At 46.4% G+C, this 20,112-nt stretch carries 28 protein-coding genes; 2 read left to right on the top strand and 26 right to left on the bottom strand.

What is annotated here, in order from left to right; translation table 11 throughout:
• Nucleotides 1–405: a hypothetical protein gene (locus SGLY_RS01855; protein WP_013623587.1), complete on the bottom strand. Its 405-nt coding sequence runs from the start codon at nt 403–405 to the stop codon at nt 1–3.
• 95 nt (nt 406–500) lie between these two features.
• Here SGLY_RS01855 and SGLY_RS01850 point away from each other — a divergent pair, with 95 nt between their 5' ends.
• Together SGLY_RS01850 and SGLY_RS01845 are read left to right on the top strand one after the other, a co-directional pair.
• On the top strand, nt 501–1,004 hold the full coding sequence (locus tag SGLY_RS01850) for a hypothetical protein (RefSeq protein ID WP_041444547.1): 504 nt from the start codon (nt 501–503) through the stop codon (nt 1,002–1,004).
• 58 nt (nt 1,005–1,062) lie between these two features.
• Nucleotides 1,063–1,245 carry a hypothetical protein gene (locus SGLY_RS01845; protein WP_041444546.1) on the top strand — a complete coding sequence of 61 codons (183 nt, stop codon included), beginning with the start codon at nt 1,063–1,065 and terminating at the stop codon, nt 1,243–1,245.
• Nucleotides 1,246–1,368: 123 nt separating this feature from the next.
• Here SGLY_RS01845 and SGLY_RS01840 read toward each other — a convergent pair whose 3' ends face one another.
• From SGLY_RS01840 to SGLY_RS01715, 25 genes are all read right to left on the bottom strand, one after another.
• Complete coding sequence (locus SGLY_RS01840; RefSeq protein WP_013623585.1) at nt 1,369–1,944, bottom strand: bacteriophage Gp15 family protein; 576 nt, start codon at nt 1,942–1,944, stop codon at nt 1,369–1,371.
• A 1-nt stretch (nt 1,945) separates the two neighbouring features.
• Nucleotides 1,946–2,389, bottom strand: coding sequence for a DUF6673 family protein (locus SGLY_RS01835; RefSeq protein ID WP_013623584.1), 444 nt, complete (start codon nt 2,387–2,389; stop codon nt 1,946–1,948).
• A gap of 54 nt (nt 2,390–2,443) precedes the next feature.
• Nucleotides 2,444–2,926, bottom strand: coding sequence for a phage tail tube protein (locus tag SGLY_RS16925; protein WP_013623583.1), 483 nt, complete (start codon nt 2,924–2,926; stop codon nt 2,444–2,446).
• 4 nt (nt 2,927–2,930) lie between these two features.
• Nucleotides 2,931–3,356 carry a phage tail terminator protein gene (locus tag SGLY_RS01825; protein ID WP_013623582.1) on the bottom strand — a complete coding sequence of 142 codons (426 nt, stop codon included), beginning with the start codon at nt 3,354–3,356 and terminating at the stop codon, nt 2,931–2,933.
• A complete protein-coding gene (locus SGLY_RS01820) occupies nt 3,353–3,796 on the bottom strand; it encodes a minor capsid protein (RefSeq protein ID WP_013623581.1) in 444 nt (147 codons plus the stop codon). Before SGLY_RS01820 ends, SGLY_RS01825 begins: the two co-directional genes overlap by 4 nt.
• Complete coding sequence (locus tag SGLY_RS01815; RefSeq protein ID WP_013623580.1) at nt 3,793–4,185, bottom strand: DUF6751 family protein; 393 nt, start codon at nt 4,183–4,185, stop codon at nt 3,793–3,795. Before SGLY_RS01815 ends, SGLY_RS01820 begins: the two co-directional genes overlap by 4 nt.
• Nucleotides 4,185–4,517 (bottom strand): head-tail connector protein, encoded by a 333-nt coding sequence (locus SGLY_RS18025; RefSeq protein WP_013623579.1) that lies wholly within the window; start codon nt 4,515–4,517, stop codon nt 4,185–4,187. The genes SGLY_RS01815 and SGLY_RS18025 overlap by 1 nt, the downstream gene beginning before the upstream one ends.
• Before the next feature lie 2 nt (nt 4,518–4,519).
• A complete protein-coding gene (locus SGLY_RS01805; protein ID WP_013623578.1) occupies nt 4,520–4,762 on the bottom strand; it encodes a hypothetical protein in 243 nt (80 codons plus the stop codon).
• A 15-nt stretch (nt 4,763–4,777) separates the two neighbouring features.
• The gene (locus SGLY_RS01800; RefSeq protein ID WP_242822968.1) at nt 4,778–5,626 is read right to left on the bottom strand and encodes a hypothetical protein; all 849 of its coding nucleotides are present in this window, start codon (nt 5,624–5,626) and stop codon (nt 4,778–4,780) included.
• 48 nt (nt 5,627–5,674) lie between these two features.
• Nucleotides 5,675–6,277, bottom strand: coding sequence for a phage scaffolding protein (locus tag SGLY_RS01795; protein ID WP_013623576.1), 603 nt, complete (start codon nt 6,275–6,277; stop codon nt 5,675–5,677).
• Nucleotides 6,278–6,655: 378 nt separating this feature from the next.
• A complete protein-coding gene (locus SGLY_RS16920; RefSeq protein WP_013623575.1) occupies nt 6,656–8,473 on the bottom strand; it encodes a phage minor capsid protein in 1,818 nt (605 codons plus the stop codon).
• 6 nt (nt 8,474–8,479) lie between these two features.
• A complete protein-coding gene (locus SGLY_RS01780) occupies nt 8,480–8,764 on the bottom strand; it encodes a hypothetical protein (RefSeq protein WP_013623574.1) in 285 nt (94 codons plus the stop codon).
• A gap of 1 nt (nt 8,765) precedes the next feature.
• A complete protein-coding gene (locus tag SGLY_RS01775) occupies nt 8,766–10,220 on the bottom strand; it encodes a phage portal protein (RefSeq protein WP_013623573.1) in 1,455 nt (484 codons plus the stop codon).
• Complete coding sequence (locus tag SGLY_RS01770) at nt 10,217–11,539, bottom strand: terminase (RefSeq protein WP_013623572.1); 1,323 nt, start codon at nt 11,537–11,539, stop codon at nt 10,217–10,219. The genes SGLY_RS01775 and SGLY_RS01770 overlap by 4 nt, the downstream gene beginning before the upstream one ends.
• Nucleotides 11,532–12,254, bottom strand: coding sequence for a terminase small subunit (locus SGLY_RS01765; protein ID WP_013623571.1), 723 nt, complete (start codon nt 12,252–12,254; stop codon nt 11,532–11,534). Before SGLY_RS01765 ends, SGLY_RS01770 begins: the two co-directional genes overlap by 8 nt.
• 282 nt (nt 12,255–12,536) lie before the next feature.
• Nucleotides 12,537–13,064 carry a sigma-70 RNA polymerase sigma factor region 4 domain-containing protein gene (locus SGLY_RS01760; RefSeq protein WP_013623569.1) on the bottom strand — a complete coding sequence of 176 codons (528 nt, stop codon included), beginning with the start codon at nt 13,062–13,064 and terminating at the stop codon, nt 12,537–12,539.
• A 94-nt stretch (nt 13,065–13,158) separates the two neighbouring features.
• The gene (locus SGLY_RS01755; RefSeq protein WP_013623568.1) at nt 13,159–13,605 is read right to left on the bottom strand and encodes a hypothetical protein; all 447 of its coding nucleotides are present in this window, start codon (nt 13,603–13,605) and stop codon (nt 13,159–13,161) included.
• The gene (locus SGLY_RS01750; protein WP_013623567.1) at nt 13,605–13,898 is read right to left on the bottom strand and encodes a hypothetical protein; all 294 of its coding nucleotides are present in this window, start codon (nt 13,896–13,898) and stop codon (nt 13,605–13,607) included. The genes SGLY_RS01755 and SGLY_RS01750 overlap by 1 nt, the downstream gene beginning before the upstream one ends.
• A 23-nt stretch (nt 13,899–13,921) precedes the next feature.
• Nucleotides 13,922–14,239: a hypothetical protein gene (locus tag SGLY_RS01745; protein WP_052298589.1), complete on the bottom strand. Its 318-nt coding sequence runs from the start codon at nt 14,237–14,239 to the stop codon at nt 13,922–13,924.
• A 53-nt stretch (nt 14,240–14,292) separates the two neighbouring features.
• Complete coding sequence (locus tag SGLY_RS01740) at nt 14,293–14,685, bottom strand: RusA family crossover junction endodeoxyribonuclease (RefSeq protein WP_013623565.1); 393 nt, start codon at nt 14,683–14,685, stop codon at nt 14,293–14,295.
• A complete protein-coding gene (locus SGLY_RS18020) occupies nt 14,675–14,836 on the bottom strand; it encodes a hypothetical protein (protein WP_013623564.1) in 162 nt (53 codons plus the stop codon). The genes SGLY_RS01740 and SGLY_RS18020 overlap by 11 nt, the downstream gene beginning before the upstream one ends.
• 339 nt (nt 14,837–15,175) lie before the next feature.
• Entirely contained in the window at nt 15,176–17,422 is a 2,247-nt protein-coding gene (locus tag SGLY_RS01730; protein WP_013623562.1) for an AAA family ATPase, read from the bottom strand.
• Nucleotides 17,415–18,038: a hypothetical protein gene (locus tag SGLY_RS01725; RefSeq protein ID WP_148228162.1), complete on the bottom strand. Its 624-nt coding sequence runs from the start codon at nt 18,036–18,038 to the stop codon at nt 17,415–17,417. Before SGLY_RS01725 ends, SGLY_RS01730 begins: the two co-directional genes overlap by 8 nt.
• Nucleotides 18,031–19,644 (bottom strand): DEAD/DEAH box helicase, encoded by a 1,614-nt coding sequence (locus SGLY_RS01720; RefSeq protein WP_013623560.1) that lies wholly within the window; start codon nt 19,642–19,644, stop codon nt 18,031–18,033. Before SGLY_RS01720 ends, SGLY_RS01725 begins: the two co-directional genes overlap by 8 nt.
• 2 nt (nt 19,645–19,646) lie before the next feature.
• The gene (locus tag SGLY_RS01715) at nt 19,647–20,096 is read right to left on the bottom strand and encodes a hypothetical protein (RefSeq protein ID WP_013623559.1); all 450 of its coding nucleotides are present in this window, start codon (nt 20,094–20,096) and stop codon (nt 19,647–19,649) included.
• Between the last annotated feature and the right edge of the window lie 16 nt (nt 20,097–20,112).

Below are 20,112 nucleotides of genomic sequence, written 5' to 3'. Positions count from 1 at the left end.
TTATTTCTTTTCTTCTACCGTAATTGTGTAAGGCTGCCCAGTATTGATTGATAGATAATACTCACCTTTTCCTCGTACATAACTTGAGTCATTTGCCTTTCCGATCACATTAGCAGCGACACTTTCCAGTGAGCCGTCGCTTTTGTAGACACTTATTGAAAAATTCATATCGCCTAGATTACCAGGCTGAGTATCCCAAACAATTCGCCATTCATTGGATGAAATATTAAAGGTTTCCGTATCTTTGGCGCTTTCACCTTCAAATTTTATTACTTCCGTCCAACTTTTTTCGCTATTTTCTGATGGGGCACTTGCTTCCTCGCTGCCGCAACCGGTCAATACCAATCCCCACCCCAAAAACGCGGCAAACATAATTAAGGATAGCATTTTCTTTTTCATGTTCATCAATACTCCTTCTTCTCTTTTACCAAAATAATACAACAGACCAGATACTATTTTCAACAGAACTATGGTACTATTTTACCAAGGGAGAGGTTATTGTGGGATTGTTTGATATTTTTAAACCTAAAAAGTTTACTCCGCGTTCTCATACGTCTAATACTCGCATGCCAAAAAATAAGACAGAGGCTGGATTTATGGCACCAGGATTATTAAAAATAGCAAACGATTCGGCAAACTTAGTTAACACAACCAAAAAACCGGATGTGTTTTTTGCCCGCTATGACACTCTTCTTGATTGCATGGAGAAACTTTCTTTATTGGAGGATTCAATAAAATTTAACGGAACCAAGCCAAGTAAGCAATTCAGAGACCTTGAAATAGGAAGGGAACGTAATACTCATTTATTCATTAACCGGTTTTATCAGGAAACATTAAACAAAATCAATGCCCTAAAAACTAACAAAGCAAAATACAATAAAGTTTGCAACTTTTACACTCTATTAGAAGATTATTTCCATAAAATGTCCCCTAATAACATTAAGGAAATTGAAGAAATGAATGCTACTCTTGAGCAGAAATACGGGCCGAATAGCTGGAAATAGTGATTATTTTCCATCCTATGGTATGATTTCTACATAACCATATGAAGGATGATCATAATTGAGCGACGATCCATTGAAAATCTTTAGAGAAAATCAAAATCGTAAAGCGGATAAAAATTTTGCCAAAGAGCAACAGAAAAAGCAGTTTAAGCATGATTGGAAAATTGCAAGTTTTGGTATAGCTGGCGGAGCTGTAGCAGGATTGATAACATCTATTATTTTTTGGTTACTAACCAAATAATCAAACAGCCGATTAAAGAAAACCATGTATATGATAACAATGCCGCCGCAATACAAAAGGCTTTGTGCCAGTATCTGTGCGCCCATAATTCACATTCATACCTATCTTTATAATCCGTTTTTCTCACCCTCCGTTCAGCAACCGCATAAACTCATCCGCGACGATCTTTTCTTCACTCGTCCGCACTTCCGGAAGATCTACTATATCCTGAATCTTGTAATACAGCTCTCTTTCCTCTTTGGTAAGCTTCCCAAGATTTTTCTGACGGCGTAAATGAATAAGCCGATGGAAGAAACAATCTTCCCGCAAGTCAAGGAACATATAGCAGAATTTCCACCAGTGCAGATAATCAACTGTCTCAAGGTCAACGCCGTGGCTTTGTTTTATGGCGGAATAGATATACTTAGCGTCCTGGTTGAAACTATACAACCGGCCAGCACCATCACCATGGCTGCCGCCCTCTCCTTGCTCTTCACCGCAGTCCAGGAACTTCACTCCAAGCCGACAAGCCTCTTTGGCATTCTCCGGAATTTCTCTGTAAAGAAGCTGAAGCAAAACAATCTGCTTCTCATAGTCGGTCAGTTCCTGGTCCTCAAAAGCCAGGATGATGTTTAAGCAGCTCCGAAAATCGGTATCCAGCTCATACACTGCGCCGTCAATCTCGACTGCCGTCGGCAGCTGCTCTGTTAAAATGTTCACCTTACTTCATCACCTTGGCCGCTCTGCGTTGGGCCCTGTTGCCGGTATACTTTTCGACCTTTCCTACCCTTGCCTGCTGGATAAAAGGGGCGATGCCATCGAAGAACTGTTCAAACATATCAAGGGTATTAGCATCGCCGAAAACTTTCTGACTGACGCCGTCACCGAATACATAATCAATCCGCCCCCGCAAGAACCCGCAAATATCTTTCAGCAGCGCCAAGCGTTCTTTCATGTTCTTCGGTATGCCGTAGGAATCGGTCTCTGTATTCTCTTCAAGCGCCAAGGCCTTTTCCTGGTATTCCTTTTCCTTTGCTTCGAAGTCGCCGATCAGGCCGTAAAAACGGTCAACAAAAGCCATGTCGTTTGGATTGAAGGCCAGGCTGCCGACATTCTCCCCATCCCGTTCAATTGGTATCTCTATGCGTCCTGTGGTTAGTTTCATAAACTCATATCCTCCTAAAAGAGATTTGCCCCGCAAGACAGCAGGGCTCATCTATTATTCTTCGGTAAAAGCCTTTGTTGTCGGGTTAAATGTCCCGACGACTGGATCCCCGTTCAAGTTAAGCGTGAAGTTGATTTTAGCACTCTCTCCACCGGGCCCGCCAAAATCGTCAATCTGAATTGAGCAGGAATTCTTTTCCGCTGGGTACGCCCCGGACTCCGCCGTTTCATACAGGTAAACAAGGCAAACCTCAGTTTCCGCATCTGCTAACACTTTCCGGCTCTTCCGGATTTCGTCCACAAAATCAAATACGGCATCGCCTTTTATGGCCGTCATCGGCGTCGGTATCGTTGGTCTGTAGCTTTCAATATTGGTATTACCGCTGTCCTGGTTAATATAAATTTCTTCCGACGTTTGCGGATTATAAGCAATAGTCTGCTCTGTCACGCCGTCACCGATCAGGCTCCATGTCGGGGAAGCTGAAGTACCGGTATTCAAGAACGCCGCAATCTGACTTCTTTTAACTTTTCCAGCCATATTATCACCCTTTCTTTTTGGTTAATATAAGTTTGATCTGCACCTGGTAAAGACCGGTGCCGTCCTCATCGATATCAAAGAGCAGGACATTGGACACTTCCAGGCTTTCGGCTTCATACTGCCCAGGCAGCTCCGGGAGATTGCCAGCGTCGTTCTGTTCGTCCAACCAGTCGGAAAGATCCTCCAGAAAGTCATAATTCTCTTGCCGGTCTATCTCATCGGCGACAGCCTCCTTGGCATAAAACACATAATTGTTTTCAAAGGTTTTATTGCCAACAATATCCGTCACTGTTTTGCCATTGCCGGATGGAGCCAGCGCATAGCTTGAAGCGTTCTCCCTGGTCTGATCAGTCAGAACCTCGGATATCGGACGCATGTCCATGCCGCCATAGGTTTTTAGATAATCCTGCAAAGCTTTTATAATGCTCATCTGGTTCCTCCTGCAGCAATCCGCCTAGCGCCTGCTAGGATCTGACTGAGCTTATCCTTTTTCATTCGAACGAACCAGAAAGCCCCGCGCTTTGGCGCGCCGTGATGTTGTAGGTTTTGGCCTGTCCGCTGCTTTGGAGCCCTGCCGATCATAACCTTGCCGTAGTAATGGTACCGTGCATATGGAGCGTTCCAGATGACCTCCCCACGACCGGGGACGGTTCCGAGGATACCGCTTTTCTTGAGCAGACCGCTTTGAAATGGGACGTAAGGGTCCGACAGTCTCAGGACTTCATTATCTACATACATCTGAGCTTTGTCATAGGACCCCTGCCGTTTATCCACGAAGTCTGGATTCCATCTCAGCCTTGCCCGAACACCATTTTTACTCTTGACCACTGCCCCCCGTGGAGTTTCGATTCGGATACCCTTATGACTCACTTCCCCGACACCTCCCAGTGCGACATACTGCCACCGTAATCCCGAGTATCGACATTGGTAATGGTCAGTACATCATCAAACTGTTTCAATTCGCTGGAGGATTTTACAACCTCATAACTCTGTTCACCCAGAATAACGATATCCCCGCTCTGCAAGGTCCAGTGTCCGGATTTATCTTCAAGCGCCGCCCATTCCTTTGGCTTTACGTAGAACGAACTGGCCGAAAAAGGAATGATCAGTTGCAGACCATCTACAGTTGATACTCCTGTTTTTCGGACTGCCGCACCCTTGGAACTGTTCCAGAAGACACCGGATATCACGGTTCTCTGCCACTTCTCTATACCAGTATCAATATATTTGTTATAGATTGTTACGGTATGCGGAAACATTACACCCACCTCACTCCGCTTGCGCAGGGGCCGATATACAACCTTGCAGCATCGGCAAGCCGCTGCTCATTTGTCTTGGGCTTGGCGGCTGCAAAGGTTTTGCTCCACGGCCCTACTGACTGGCTCACCACATCCCCGCCCTGCTCATTGGTCTGCCACGCCTCAGCAACGGCACATATCGCCATGCTCAGCTTGTCGGGAGGTAATCCTGACAGGTTGCACCCAAGCGAGTCAAGATAGCTCTCAGCCCGGTTACAGAGGCGGGGGAAATCCGCCTCCGGAATCTTGTTCCCGTAGTAGGTATCTGTATAGAATTCGTAATCAGGGGCCATGATTATTCCCCCTTTTTCTCCTCAGAGGAAAGCAAAATTGCAAGAATTTCCGTTTTGTTTTTAGCTTCGGAAATATCTATACCGTTTTCCGTGGCATAGGCTTTTAATTCCTCGACATTCTTCTTTTCAAGGGGCCTTTCCTTAACCTGTTCCTGCGCCTCGACAGGGACATATCCCTTGTTTCGGTATTCCTGCAATCTGGATTTATCAATTTCACGGCTTATGCCGTCTTTAGCAATTAGCATTTTTCATCCCTCCCATTACGCTACAGGCTTCTTGTGCAGGTAAATGCCTTTGACCTTGTTGTCGTAGACAAAAGCGTCATGATAGAGACGGAACTGGAACTTCCACGCATCTTTGTCCTGGTTGGTATCAGGATCAAAGATTTTCGGCAATGCGAACTTCTGTACCTGGAGAATTGAAGGCGGGTATATGATCATGAAGTTGACGTCCGCCGCTCCTGCTCCTTTGGCATATCCCCAATTGGCAGTGCCAGGATTGAGCGTGAGCGCCGTGTAGAACCTTGTAGGTGGCACCCAGGTAATCGGCATATTGTTATAGCCGCTGAGCACTGTATTTACAGTTCCATCACTCCCCCATTGACGGTTGAGGGCGCTATTCAAGATCGGCTGCAGATCACTGTTGAGATAGAGCTTTCTGCCTTCCAGCGGAACCTCATCTGCGTTCATCTGCCTCACCGCTTCGTCGATCGCCTCAATAATGGTAGTTTTTGTAAGGACGGCTCCCGTTACGGTGGAGATCCCCGATTTACTTGCGTATTTCGCAAACCGGTAGGCATCGAGTTCTGGAATAACGTGCAAGCGCATAAATTCACCCGTGACTGTTCCAAATGTTAGCCCCAGTGTCTCCTCATTATCCATGCGATCTACGGAAATTTCCTTGCCTCTTTCCTCAGTCAGCTGCATGGTCTCCCAAACGGCGGTCACATCACCCTTAGGATAGCCATTTTCACGGCTGTAATCGCCCAGGCCAGTAGTGCTGACCTTGAGCACCTTCACCTCATTTACCCCGGTGAAATCGGCCCTTGTTGCGGCATCCATCCCCTGTGTGACAGCGGCAGCTTTGTAGATCCCATCGATTATAGGCACAAACTTTTTCGCATATTCAATACTGTTTGGCATTTTTCAAATTCTCCTTTATTGTTTTTCCGACGCAATTCCTGCGCCTTTCATTGCTGCGGCAACAAATTTATCGACGTCGCCTGCAAGCGGGTCGCCGTGTCCGCCTCCAGATGATACGGAGGTCGATGTTCCGTCTTCGCCATCCGTGAAGTGGGAAGCGTTATCCTTTTTGAAGGTTTCCGCCCACTCCTTAGCGCCCTGGAAGGTATCGCCGTCGAGCTTGAATTCCTTTTTGGTAAACTCGGATAGAATTGCACTTCTGGACAAGCTGTCTTTGGGTTTCAGGGAATCAATGAACTTCTCGGCAGCTGAAGTATAAGAGAGCTTATCAAGCTCAGCCTTATGCGCCTTCGTATCATCGTTATACTTCTGTTCCAGATCCACGAAGTCTTTCCGAAGTTTCTCGACATCCACACCATCAAATTTTTTCGCGGCCTCTTGAAGGCTTTTGATGGTATTCTCCGCGGTAGTGAGCTTGCCCGTCTCGGCAGTAGTTTTGATCTTCTCAGCCTCGACGTCTTTGCCGTTCTCAGCCATAACCTTATCGATCAAGCCCTTGATCTTATCATCCGGGACGCCGCCCTCTTTGAGTAAACCTTCCAAAAATTCCGTTTTCATGTTGCATCCTTTCCCCGGCTAGGCGTTTTAGGTGGTCGCCGTCACCTGCCGTCCCGCTCTTTTAGGCTTACGGGTAAGCCAATTTGGGCAATAAAAAATAAGCCTGTTTAACGTCAGCGCTTCATGACGCATGGGCTATAAAAACACCACCTAATCAGCTTGACTGGTGGTGTTTTTATCTTTGGATTTCCTTAAAATCTATTCGTGGGCAATCTTCCTTGTTGCTCATATATTTTCCGGATTCTGACGGCGGCATGACTAAGCAATTAAACTCTTTAAAATTATTGCACCTCATGCATTGAGAGATCCCGTGCCCAATGCCATCACTGGCAACAAACCGTTCTTGTGCCAATTGCTTATCATTCACACTACCACCCCCTAAAGTATTGCTCTTACTGTGAGTTCGACTTGGCCATTTAGATATTCTACATCCCTCAAAACATATCGAAGGCCGTCTTTCATGATCCCTTCGCTCTCTTGAAAGTTTGAGCTGACATAGATGTTCGCACCATCGGGAATCTCCAGCTTTAGCTTTACATCTTTTCCTCTGAAAACATTTTTCTTTTCATCCAGGCTGACTGAAACAAATGATTTTTCTTCAATGATCTGCCCGATACAATTGTCTTTCAAAGCCTGCGCCGTCTTTGCGGCAGTTGTTTTTATAAATTGAGGTCCAAACACCGCATCGAGATAATTATTATCTGCAAAACGTACTGCCATGAAGTCCCGATCCGTTACGTTGTTATCAATTACAGAACGCAGCACCTGAATAGTTTTTTTGGTTTCCGTCGGAAGTTTATTGACTGTTCCGCTGCGCATTGCTGCATTAATAGTCCAGCTGTTCCCCGTCTGAATATAACCATTACTGTGATCCCATATCGTATGCAGGTCTGCTTTTGAGATTTTACCGGCAGTTTTACGCAGCTCCCGGTACCCATTGGCATCAAGTATCGAAAAACTTCCACCGGCTGAAGGAACAGGAGCCATTCCTGATACCATTATACCACTCTTACCTGTATTTACAACGCCCGCAGCTGCCTTGCGCGCTTTGGCTCTCGCTTTTGCCGCATCACTCTTTCCAAAACCGGCAATCTGCTCTCGATCACCCTGGCGCTTCAGCCCTGTCTGCTCCAGGAAATCCTTCTGCGTGCGCTGCCATTGGGATATCTTTGCGGCAGCTTCTTCCGTTGGCTGCCCTGCAGCTTCCATCCCGACATACTCCCTTTTCCACTTCCGTATTTGGCGTTCGATATGTCGCTGCTTCTGAGACGCTTCATATTCCGTCAGCTTATCGCCGTTGTAATCAATATTTCTGGCGTTCATCTCGGTAAGATCTTCCTTGTCGTAAGCGGCTGAGCTCAGTCCCTCGAAAAACGGGAACCATGAATGTCGGCAATACCAGCCACCAAGACCTGGACCAGTGCCATACCCTGTTGACTTTACAAAATCCGGATACTTCCGATGCGTTCCGGACCGGCTGAATACCTTACCCTGCCATGCCGCATGACTTGGCCGGGCGCCGGCATGAGCGCTTGTTTCAACAAGATCGCACCCCATTTCATCCGCTCTCGCATCCTGGAGTTTTAAAGCAGTCTGGTTTACTCCGGTAATCGTCGCCCGTCGGACAGCAGTCTCAATGTACGCAACTCGTCCAGTCGGGTACTCGATTGAGGCGATTCCCTTTTCCGCCAGGCCCTTTATTGTATTTCGAATCGCGGTATTGTAATCAAAGGCCCCGGATGTAATTTGCATATACGCCTGATCCAAAGCATTTTCAAACTGCTTCGAGGAGGTATTGGCCGTTGTACTGGTCAAGTTTTCAAAGAGTCCGTTTGTCTTTTGGACTCCGGTCATTAGGACATCACGCAGCGCCGGCGAAGATGAAAGCGGCGGAGGATCAAGTCCTGCTTTCCTGTAGATAGAATCATCGAATGCCAGAGCCTTTTGTCCGGCTTCCTGCATCAGGAACCTGATTTCTTCTGTCGTTTTTCCGGTCAGAGCTGACAGGGTCTGAACGACGGAGTTATGGTAGTTACCCATTTCAATCAGCTTTTTATATTGCCACTGGGCTGCCGGAATGAAGTAATCGTAAGTGCTGATCCGCCGAGCCATGTCGGCCAGGATATCCATTTCAGCATGGCTGTACAGTTCAACCATGTTATCGGGAAGCTGCTCCAGATACTTGGGCTTGAGCATTAGAAATCACCCGCCTAATACAACGCCGAGCCCAATGCTCTTGTAAAAGTCTTGTCTCATCTGCTCTTTTAATTCCTCAAGGTCAATTGTGACGCTAGTATCTTTGTCGATATAGATGTTTCTATAGTCATGCTTGACCGTTATTTCAGCACTTGCCAACTCTGTTAAGGCAGCGGATGCTGGCGCCACAACAGTATCCTGCATATAAGCCAGTGCTTCCGTCTCCTTATTCTCGCAAGTATTCCGATATCGGCATTGACGGCACCGCTTAGCCATCCTAGACAATTCCAAATCATGCACCCCCTCTAAAGCCCATCAGCTCATCATCAGATGGTTCCTGCGCAACCATCTTCTTAGCTGTCTCCTCATCCTCACCTTTCCACTTAACGCGGTATTCCCACTTTTGCATTAGACCGTCACGAATCTCCTGAAGATCGCGCAGGCGCTCCGATTCTTTGTCAATGATATAACTGTCCTCAAAGTTGACAGTCACCTCTGCGTTCGGGTTTACCGGCTGACCGAGGATTTCCTTCCCCGCCCACAAGATAGCCTTTACGAGCTGCTTCAGTGCTTTTTCAATGACAATATAATGCTTACTGGCATTCTGGATAAGCTCCTGCTTATCACCGGTGTACTGTGTGGCTGTAACGATCTGGCCGGCATTGAACTGATAATGCTTTGTGCCAAAACCTACCTTGAACGATAAATAGTCAAGCTGAGACTGTAAGCCGTCTGTGTTCGCTTGCACCCGCAGGTCAGGGTTGTATTCGGTCATGAGAGAGTTTTTGCCGTCTTCTCGGAGCGGCAGTTCACCCACAACGGAAAAGAGTTGCTGCATAACATCATCAGGAGTGATTTTATTTCCGTCCGGGTCGGTGCGCACCAGAGCCTCAGAGTAAAATACCTTTTTACCTCCCAGCCTAAAATCCCGGCAGAAGTTGTTAAAAGCCAAGTCAACGCCCATCAGATTATCTATAGCGTGAGCATAAATACTCATCCCCAGTCCGTTTGTGTTCGGGAAGGTGTTGACGATGTTCGGGCTGAAGATTGCAAACAGCGGAATGTCTGAGCCTGTGTTTACCTCGGGAAGTATGCCTGGAGGCAGAGATTGCTCTGACAGTATCCCGTCATCAGCCTTGAAATACCTGTTCGTGATCCTGTACCCCTTCTCGGTCAGCTCGTGCGTTTCCAGGTAAATGAATTTCTTGCCTCGCTCCAGCACTTCCGACGCAAAAGCGGCCTCTGTAATCCTGCCGTGCCTAATCGTCAGCGGAACAATGTTATGCGCGGTCAGGTAATCAATACGTAATTTGGCCTCCGGACTCTTGACGACACTCTGGCCTTGCAGCTTCATCCCATCAAGCTTCACAATAAAAGCGCCGGTGCCGCTGTAAAATCCTTTCTCGACCAGTGCATTGCCAAGCTGCCAGAAATCATTCTCACCAAATACGCCACCGGTACCGTCCTTCCCCTGAAGGAACTCAGAAGAGGCTCTATCATCAATCGCAATTTCCGTTTTCTCGTTAAGCAGGATGGCCGCCCAGTCCTCGCAAACCTTCTTTGCCATTTTGAGAGTAAAGAGCTTGCGCGTTGTCATCTTATCCCCGGCCAGCTCCCGGAACTCATGAAAAGGTTTGTGGAAGCCCCGCCACCAATCTCGCCAGATATCAACTTTGAAATAGTATTCCGGCGAAAGATTGTACTGTTTTTCTCGGTTCAGCAGGTCGATAATCAATCTTATGTTCAAGGTTTCACCACCTTTCCAATTTTATCTTTAAAGGGCAACCAGCTGTACTGATCCGCATTTACGCAGTGGTCGTTCCGGTCTTCCGGTTCATCCTTATCCTCTTTCCAGCTGTACAGGTTCAGCTCTCTGATGTGTTCCTTACAGGTGCCTACAATCAAGGAATCCTCGTGAGCAAGCCAGCCTGATTCCAGGTTTATACGGTCTATAACCTCCATCTTCTTCCAAGCCCCCTGGAAGAGATACGGAGAACCATTTGCCCTTTTGTATTTCTGGCACTCCAGTATCGTGCCTTGATCAGCACTATCGATGAACACATTTCGGGCAAAACCCCAGCCTGCCCGGGACTGCTCTAGAAACTTTACGAGTAGCAGCGGAATATCTGACGGCGTGATCGGATTTTCCCGATCTTTATTGTTATAAACGGCCTCCGCTAACGTGATCTTTTTCCGACATACAGTTAGGCCCGTAAAACTGAATGAAAACGTATCATCGGACAACCGGCTGTATGAGGTGTCAACACCGCAGGAGAACAGATTAAACTTAAACTCCTTAGCCTGTTTCGGCGTGATTATATTTTCCTTACGCAGATTGAATATAAGCCCCGTAGCGCGGCCCCTAAGTCCCTGAATCTTGTTCTTGTGTAGTTTTGTCCCCTCGGGCACATTCCCGATGATCTGAGCCTTTTTCTCCTCGGTCAGCCCGGCGTTATGCTCAAAAGAAAAGAACCAATGGACCCAACCGGGTTTTGGTTCTTCACAAAGCATTTGATTCAATTCGTCTGGCGCGTCCTTCTCGTATTCTGGAAGCGGTCGGCTATGGTTGATGTATTCCTCATAAACCGGTAATCCCGGATCGTCTGGATTGAGTGTAGCGAGTAGATAGTCACACCGCATGGAAGCTTCTCGGACATATTCCATATCAGCAATGTTAATTTCGTCGATGTACAGGCAGCCATATTGGCCTCCAAGTGCCTTTTTCCACCGAGTTTTATTATCATACCCTAGGACGTAGATGATTTTATCTTTATAGGCCAAATGCGGGAGGCTGTGCTGTCCTCTACCAGATGCATTATACTGCACAAGCGGCCCGAAGATGTCTAAGATACCCAGGTCTTTGTTGATAATATTCTTTTCGACGGTACCCAGATCAAGGCCGGACAGGATGTGAATCTTCTTTGGTGACTCGGCCACCTTGAGCATGAACTTAAAAATACCAACTGTCGTTTTTCCGGCGGCGGTGGTGCCCTCCAGAAACTCTACTGGCGCGTTATGCCGCAGGAAGGCCTTATACTTCGGAGAAAGCAGGAACTGTTCAGCCATCGTCTTTTAACTGTTCCAGAATGGCGTCAAGCTTATCACTGTTGGTGTTGACCTGGCCGGATAGCTCAAGTTTGTCATTAAACATCCCAAGATGCCGTGCCACATTCTCCAGCGCTTTATCCTGGTCTCTGAATTTGATCTCAATCCCTGCTGACGTTTGCTTTATCCCGGCATAAAGTGATTTGGCTTTTACCCCTAGCTCCCTGGTGTCAGCAATATGGAGATCCGGAATACCTTCCCCTTGACAGTACGGGCATTTCGGATGAGGTTTAAGGAGTTTATCAAAGCCATAGCCCCCGACGTCGGACGGAATAGCGGGTTCTTTATCCTCAGCCTTTGCAAACGCTATCGCAGACAGTACTGCCTGCTGATACTCTTCTTCATCGCGCCACTGATACTGATGGCCGATGCCGAAGCAATGACGGCAGCATAAGCGGCGAAGGTGAATAATCTCGTTCGGGTCCGCAGTGGCAATATCCCACCAGCGCTGTAAAACCATGTCCTGGGTGATCTCGGTCCGCTTTTGCCGGTCTTTCATGCGTTCGCGCAGATAGGCTATGACCTTAGCATTTCCTAGCAGTCTACTTGCATTTACTGCGGCTGTCTCATCACTTTTAACTTTGGGATAAGCAGCTTTATAGGCTCTCGTGGCATTTAGCTCATCATCAGCCAAATACTCATCCACGAAACGCTTTTGCTTTGCTGTTAATGCCACGGTTACTCGCCTCCTAAAAAATGGCATAAAGAAAAGAGCCTTTCGGCTCTAAACTCGTTTATATATTGCACCTTACTTTGTTTGATTTTCTATGACAGCCGGCAATATCAGCGGGCATGCCAGTGCACAGAGAATAATTTCAATTAGATTGATTAAGTCTTTATTGTTCATGCCCGGCCACCTCTCTTTAACATAACTTTCGCATTGTAGCAATTATAACAGGTCAAAAACCCCTTAACAATGACACGTTTCTGACACGAAACTGACACGTTTTTGACATTTCTATTTTAAAGCATCAGCACCAAACAGCATGATCTTAATTTTATTAACCAACCTGTTTTTTTGCCTGTAAAGTGTTCTTTCGTCGCACTCAAATTTTCCGGCTATCTCCTCCATCGTCATTCCATCCCAGTACTTAAACGGAATAATGCCGTAATACTGATCATCTCTGATCGTCTCCAATGCCCTCTCAACCCGCAACACTTCCTGCCTAGTTCGCATCATGCTGGACTTAACTCCTTTGGTGTATTGGTCGATGTCCAGGCCGTGACCCCCACGAATCGCGCCATAAACAATGTCCTTTGATTTTGCCGGCGGGTCGGTCTGCGCTTCTGGGTTATACAAAAACTCTTCATCCTGGGCGACTTTTAGTTTCAAGGCGGGATAGTTATAAAGCAAAATTTCAGTTTCCCGGAAAAAATTCCGTTCATCCGGCCTATACTCTACGGCTTTGCCCACGCTCTCTTTGGCAGCCTTGTTTACTGCTGTCTCGATTATTTTTAAAACCTCTGGTGCAAGTTTTTTTGTCATACGCTCCTCCTTGGTCTTATCTATTCTTGCTTGATCGAATCTAACATGACTAAAAGGACAATCGTCAAAATGATTGATAATAAAATCGCTTTACCTATCGGCATTGCTCTGCCCCCTTAACCTTCAATGCTTGTTCGGCCTCCTCTTTGGTAATGTATACCTCGCAAGGCTCAATATCATTTGTGCCTGAATCATCATAAGTCATATAAAATTCCCGCTCGCCTTCTTTGCAATAACCGGATAAGTGCAACTCTTCCACACCTTCGTCTATGTTATTGTCCAGATCTTGATAGCGGAATGGAACGTATATAGAGCCTCCGATAGGAACAGGCAATACTATCAGCCTACCCTCTTCTTTGGCCTTGGCAAGCTTGGCCACCTCTTCCGGGCTTCCGAGGTCTTCGTATTGGGCAAGACGATCAACAATATTTCCGTGAATAGGATATCCTGTTTCTGATCTTGCGTAATAACCACTTGCTCCCGTGCTTAATGGATACCCTTCATCTTTCCAAATTTTCGTCAGCCGTTCAAACTCACTCATTATCGTTGTTTCCCTCCATTTTCTTTGTCGCTTATCTTCATCTCAATACCGCTTTTAACCATAAGCCGAACGAAATCAACAACCTCCATAGCGATGATCATGTAGCCTTGCCGCTTACTGAGAGTCTTGCATGGTACCCGGTTGATATGAGTCTTCACCTTGTTTGGAATATCCGGAATTTTAAAGACTACCGGAAGCTCTGGCATAGCGCTTTGCCCATGCTGGCGAAAAATATCAAGAAGCTTCTGCTGTTCAGGCAAGTACTCTTTTTCGACAATTTCAATAGTTTTCATTTGGCATTACTCCAACTCCATTTTTACCATCCTGCCGGCACCATCTCATCAGTTATACTCATAACTCTTGATACTCTAAGGACCTCAATTAACTTTTCACGATAAGGGACAAGCTCTTCTTGCTTAATCTCATCCCATTTCTTTTCGCTCCATTCACCTGGGCGTAACATCAAGCTGTTACTGGTAAGTATTAACTCTCCACCTCCACATCGAACCCCATGGAGGATATAATACAAATCCTTTTCCATGTGCCAGCAGTTCAAAAGTAACCTTTGCCAATACTGGCTATCTGTTCTCAAATCAGCCCTGGGATCACCCTTGTAATTTCCTTGTTCCGGCATCTGTACCGGCTCTCCCCATAATGTCTCCTGGACTGCCATATCATCACCAACCTTTAGAGCTCTTCGATCGCTATATAGATTCCCGGGATATCTGCCCAAAACTTTTCAATGATTTCACTGGCCACCAGTGCGTCATCGGTCCAGTAATCAAGAGTCGTCATAACATCCTTGAGCATTTTTTGCAGGTTGTCGGTATCTGGTCGGCTGGTCCTGTATTCCCCGTTCTTATGCTTACCTGTTACCAGGAAGCACCACTTTGTCAGCAGCCGGACAGGGCCGGTATATTTCTTTTCCGGGACGTGTTTGGCCAGATGTGCTCGAATCTTTATCCTGGCTGCTTTTACGTTGTCTGGCTCATAGAAAGTCCTTGTTTCCCAGTTCACTTTCTTTTCCTGATGGGTTGCAGTTGGAACCTTGGCCATCGGTATAAAAAATTCAGTACGCATCTTCCCCGCCTTCTTCCCAAGCATCTTCTTCTCCGTTTTCATGAACAATGCAACTTGCTCCACAATCGCAGGCGTAAATATGAGTTTCGTTGTATTCCATTCCGCTATTCGAATCGAGTTCCATTTCCTCATTGCAAAATTTACAAATCATCTATTTCCATCCTCCAAATTTTTACATTTGGGTTTTTGTTTTGAATTTTGCGTTTGTCACTGTCATGTATGCAGGGGCAGGGGGGAACCGCGTCATCTATCGCGGTCCCCTTCGCCTTCGCATACGTGACGTCGCGTAAGCGGCGGCGGAACGGCGATATATATATACGTAGTATATATAGGTTTCCCCGCCGCCGCGGCGGTGACCATGTTTTTATGGTTCCCCCGCAGTTTTTTATTGCGGGGCGGTGACCATGTTTTTATGGTATCCGCAATTCTGCGGTGATCATAATTTAATGGTATCCCCGCAATTTTGAATAATGTTGCAGCGACCATATTTTTATGTTCCCCCCGCATCTTTTTTCACGATTGTATTTCCGTTATTGCGGTCTATTTCATACCCGAAAGTCTTAATCCAATCTCGGATTGTTCTTTCAGCTACGGTCTTTCCGGTAGACGAAAACCATTCGATAAGGTTATTTATCGTCGGAGGTTCGCCCATATTGCAGCTTTTTACAGCGTCATCGAATTCTTGTGCCTTATTCCTACGATCCTTTTTCGCTCTATACTTTCTTTTTTCAGTGGCCTTCTGCCACGGCGGCGCTTCCCCTTCAGCTTCTATATCCTGCAAGCTGCCGACATCATCCACATAATGAATGGGATAATTAAACCAAAGGTTAACCGGCGGGAACTTGGGGAATTCTCTCAAGGTACCGTCAATTCTCCAAGCTGTCCGTTGCTTGATTGCCTTCCTGGCTGCTTCAACATCCTTCTGCATAGCATAATGGGTTTCGGTCTCCAGGAGCTTCCTGCACGCTTCCAGCATGTCTTTTTCAGAGCATAAATGATCCTGAGATACGTGATCTTCCCAGTCCTTTACGTGCTTATTCAGCCATTCCTTACATACATGAGCAATGGCTTTATTCTCTTCTTGCTTCAGTATGTTCTCATTCAGTTCCAACTCGATCAGATCCAGCAGCGCATCCGGGTCCCGAGCAAACACCCCGGAACCTGATGCTCGGTCCATGCTGCGCTTATTACCCTGACTTCCTTTACTGTGATGGTGGCAATAGATCACGGCTGCCCCCAGATCAGTGCAAACTCGGTCAAACTGATTGCAGAAGTGTGCCATCTGGTCTGCGCTATTTTCATCGCCGGTAATTACTTTATAAATTGGGTCAATAATGATCGCGATATAGTTTTTCTTGGCCGCCCGGCGAATCAATTTCGGCGCCAACTTGTCCATAGGGACAGATTTACCACGTAAATTCCAGATATCAATATTATTGAGATTCTTTGGTTGCCAACCCAATGCGGTATAAACATCCCTAAACCGATGCAAACAACTTGCCCTGTCTAACTCCAGATTGACATACATCACTTTTCCTTGTGTACACGGCCAGTTAAACCATCTACGGCCTTCAGCGATGGCACAACATAACTCAATTAAGGCAAACGATTTTCCGGCCTTCGATGGTCCAGCCATGAGCATCTTATGACCCTGGCGAAGCACGCTATCAATGAGCGGTGGCGCCAACTCCGGCAGATCATCCCAGACACTGGTCAGGCTTTCCGGCTCCGGCAGATCATCATTGATGCCTTCAATCCACTCTTGCCAGTCTTTCCAACTCTCTTTTCCGATATTGGTATCAATCAGGAATTGTTTGTGGCCATTACGCATTACGCCTGGCATCCGGGAGAGCCGGGAAGGGTTTTTGTTCTGGGTATCCACGTTCATCCCATTCTTTTTTAGGACGGTGTAAAGGTAATCAACCCGTTTGCGGTATTCGTCATAATTGGCAGCGTCAATTCTTGTAATAGCGTGGAGGCTCTTTCCTCCGGAATGCACCAGGCAAGCCACCGGCAGTTCCAACTCGCGAATAATAGCGTTCTGTTGGTCAATGTTCATGTCGTCCGACTCAACCAGAGCATATCGGAATTCGGTAACGTTCTCGTTTTTGCAGCCTTTGCCATCTAGGGGGTTAAAGCGTATCCAGGCCCCCGCCTCAAGTTTATAATCGCCCAGGACGGCGCCGATATCATCCTTGCATTTATTAAATTGCTGGATGAGTTCGCCAGCAGTCCGGTCCCAATTACCCTTAGTGGGCAAGTATTTGCCGTCCTTTTCCCAGCTCTCGGTCACATAACCGACATTTTCAGACGCTTCGAAAAGGATTTCCAGATATTTGACCAGTTGGCCGACGTGGTCCCAAGAATCCGGCTCAGCAACTTCCCTGCCCTCCAACCATCCTTTTTGAATTACCACCAGATCGTCTTTCCCGCCAATGGTCGAATCCCATCCCAGTTCATATCCAATATCCCGTTCCGGCCGCCATCCATGATCTTTGGCCAGTGCTACAATCGTGCCGGCAGTAACCGGAGTAGAGGCGCCGCGGAAGCTGTCCCATTTCCGGAAGCATTCGCCGGCATGGTACCGGCCGATGTCCCGTCGGCTCCATTCATCCCAGTCTGCGGCAGTATAACCTGCTTCCTTTAGAGCCATGCCGACGGATAGCCATGTGGCATAATCAAGCTGAGCGGGATCAATATGCTTTAGGAGATCCAAAAGGTTATGGGAATCATCCAAGACAATCCACGCTCCTTTCAGGCGTTCTAATTATTCGCTCTAAGTCCCACCCAAGCTTTAGCCTATTTACAACCGTCCAGTAAGATATTCTGTATTTTTCAGCAAATTGTGAAATTGTATATGTTTCTCCGTTTAGTTTTAAGATGTGATTATTGTTTCTATTGTTTGCTTGTGCTTTAATATCGACCCATTTGCAATTCTCGGGTGTGTAATTTCCATTTGGATTAATTCGATCAATTGTTAAAGCATCTGAGTATCCGGCTTTTATTGCCCAAGACCGGAAAGCTTCATATTCATCCCATTCTGAACAAATCGATATTCCGCGGCCGCCATACCACTTATAATTATCACTCTTCTCGTTTAAACATCTTCTTTTCATACCATTCCAAATCCTAAAAAGTCTTTCAGTTGAATGGCCATTGGCAGTTCGCTTATTACAACCGCAACTTGTTGTATGTTTATTAATGAGTTTACTTCCAGTAACTGTTGTAAAACTTCCGCAATCACAGCGACATGTCCAGCGAGCATTACCGCTCTTGGAATTTGAAAGCGCACGATTTAAAACAATTAATTTGCCAAAACGTTCTCCTGTTAAATCTTTAATCAATTTATGCACCCCATTCAAAGCCTACAGATGGCTGGGATTCCGGCTTGAATTCAGCGGGATTGATATCGTTCGGAACCTTCCATCCATTTGCAGCAATTCGGTCTATAAGTCTTTTTGTTCCTTCAAATTCCCAAGTGCCGACATTTCTAAAACCTCGCCCTTCTAAAAAGCGGATCTGTTTTGGTGTTGTTAATCCTTCAGATCTTCTTTTATCTAAACGATCAAGCAACTTGGCAGCTTTGCCAGCGCTTTCAATCTGGTCAGGGAATATTCCCAGCTTCTCAAGGGTCTGAACCTGTTTATCTGACGGTGGTCCCATTTCCCATCCGAAAGCCGGAATGTAATTTGCTAAATCTTCAGCCTGAATACTCATTTCAAACTGCAGCGGATCCACAAGCTTACGTTTGCGATTGCGCATTTCCTGAAGTTGTTTCGCCAGGGCTTCTTCCCTGGCAGCTATAACATCTTCTGAGGCTTGTTTTTCAGCTGCCTCTAAGTCTACTGGGCAACCGGCTTCTTCAATATTCTCTGTCATTTTCTTGGCTACTTCTTCGCTCTCACAAATCAGATGGGCAGGATGGCAGAGCTCATGGCGCTCGGTGTGCCAAAGGAAATCAAGCAGAAGCAGATATTCCTTACCTGGGAACAACCGGGTACCGCGGCCCACCATCTGACAATAGAGACTGCGGATCTTCGTGGGTCTCAGGACAACAATGCAATCTACAGACGGGCAGTCCCAGCCCTCAGTCAGAAGCATCGAGTTACACAAGACATCATAGGAGCCGGCATCAAAGTCTTTCAGGAGCCGCTCGCGATCAGCACTTTCTCCATTGACTTCAGCAGCGCGGAAACCCTTTTCTCTTAATATCTGTGTAAACTTCTGGCTAGTCTTGATCAGTGGCAGAAATACGACTGTTTTACGATCCAGGCACACCTTTGCCATTTCATCGGCGATCTGGTGTAGGTAAGGATCTAACGCTGACCCCAAGTCTGATGCCTTAAAATCGCCCTGAGCAAGGGAAACGCCAGTCAGGTCGAGTTTTAAGGGGATTGTCTGAGCTTTAATCGGTGATAAGTAGCTATCCTTAATTGCTTTTGGCAAAGTATACTCATAGGCCAGACTTTCAAAAAATGAACCAAGATTCCGCATATCGCCCCTATCCGGCGTGGCCGTAACCCCGAGGACTTTTGCTTTATTGAAATGATTTAATACCCGCAAGTAGCTATCAGATATGGCGTGATGGGCTTCATCTACGATGATGGTATCAAAGTAATCCCGTGAGAATTGACTCAAGCGTTTCTCACGCATAAGAGACTGGACGCTGCCGACAACTACCCGAAACCAACTCCCTAGACATGACTCTTCAGCCTTTTCGACGGCGCATCCCAGTCCTGTAGACTTACTGAGTTTATCAGCGGCTTGGTCAAGGAGCTCACCCCGGTGAGCGAGGATTAAGACCCTCTCACCGTCACGAACACAATCCTCTGTCAGTTTAGAAAACACGATTGTTTTACCGGTACCTGTCGGCAGTACTAACAAGGTTTTAAGTAAACCTTGTCGCCATTCATTTTGGATTGCCTCTTTTGCTTCACTTTGATATGGCCTTAGCTCCAAGCTTAAAACCTCCCAGCTTCAAACCCTTTTTGAGGAGTATGTTCATAGAATTTCTTGACCTCATTGGAGGTAAACTCACGGCCTTCATCGTTTTTCCATTTGCGAATACCGATTTTTGCTTTACCCTTAGAACCTACAACAGTTCCCCAATCCATACTGATTTTTTCGCCTTTTTTGCGCTGACCAATTGCACTGAAAAAAGCGCAAAGCATACCTTCAGTAATTGAATGTAGAAAAAGATTGTGTCTAATAATTGCAATGCCTTCAGGCCCTTGAATCCTGATATGGACAACTGCCTTCCAGCAAGGCGGAAGCTTGTCGCTTCCGTTATGCCTGGCTCTTTCGAATTCGGTAACTACAAAATCATAATCACCTTCAGGTAATATTGTAAATTCAGGTCCATCATTCTCAATTTGTGAATCCCAATTCAATTCATAACCTTCATTGCTCATAATCTCTGTTCCCCTC

It is taken from the genome of Syntrophobotulus glycolicus DSM 8271, assembly GCF_000190635.1.
Taxonomy (GTDB): Bacteria; Bacillota; Desulfitobacteriia; order Desulfitobacteriales; family Syntrophobotulaceae; genus Syntrophobotulus; species Syntrophobotulus glycolicus.
Note: the sequence above shows the minus strand (reverse complement) of the source record. Positions and strands in the feature narration are given on the sequence as shown.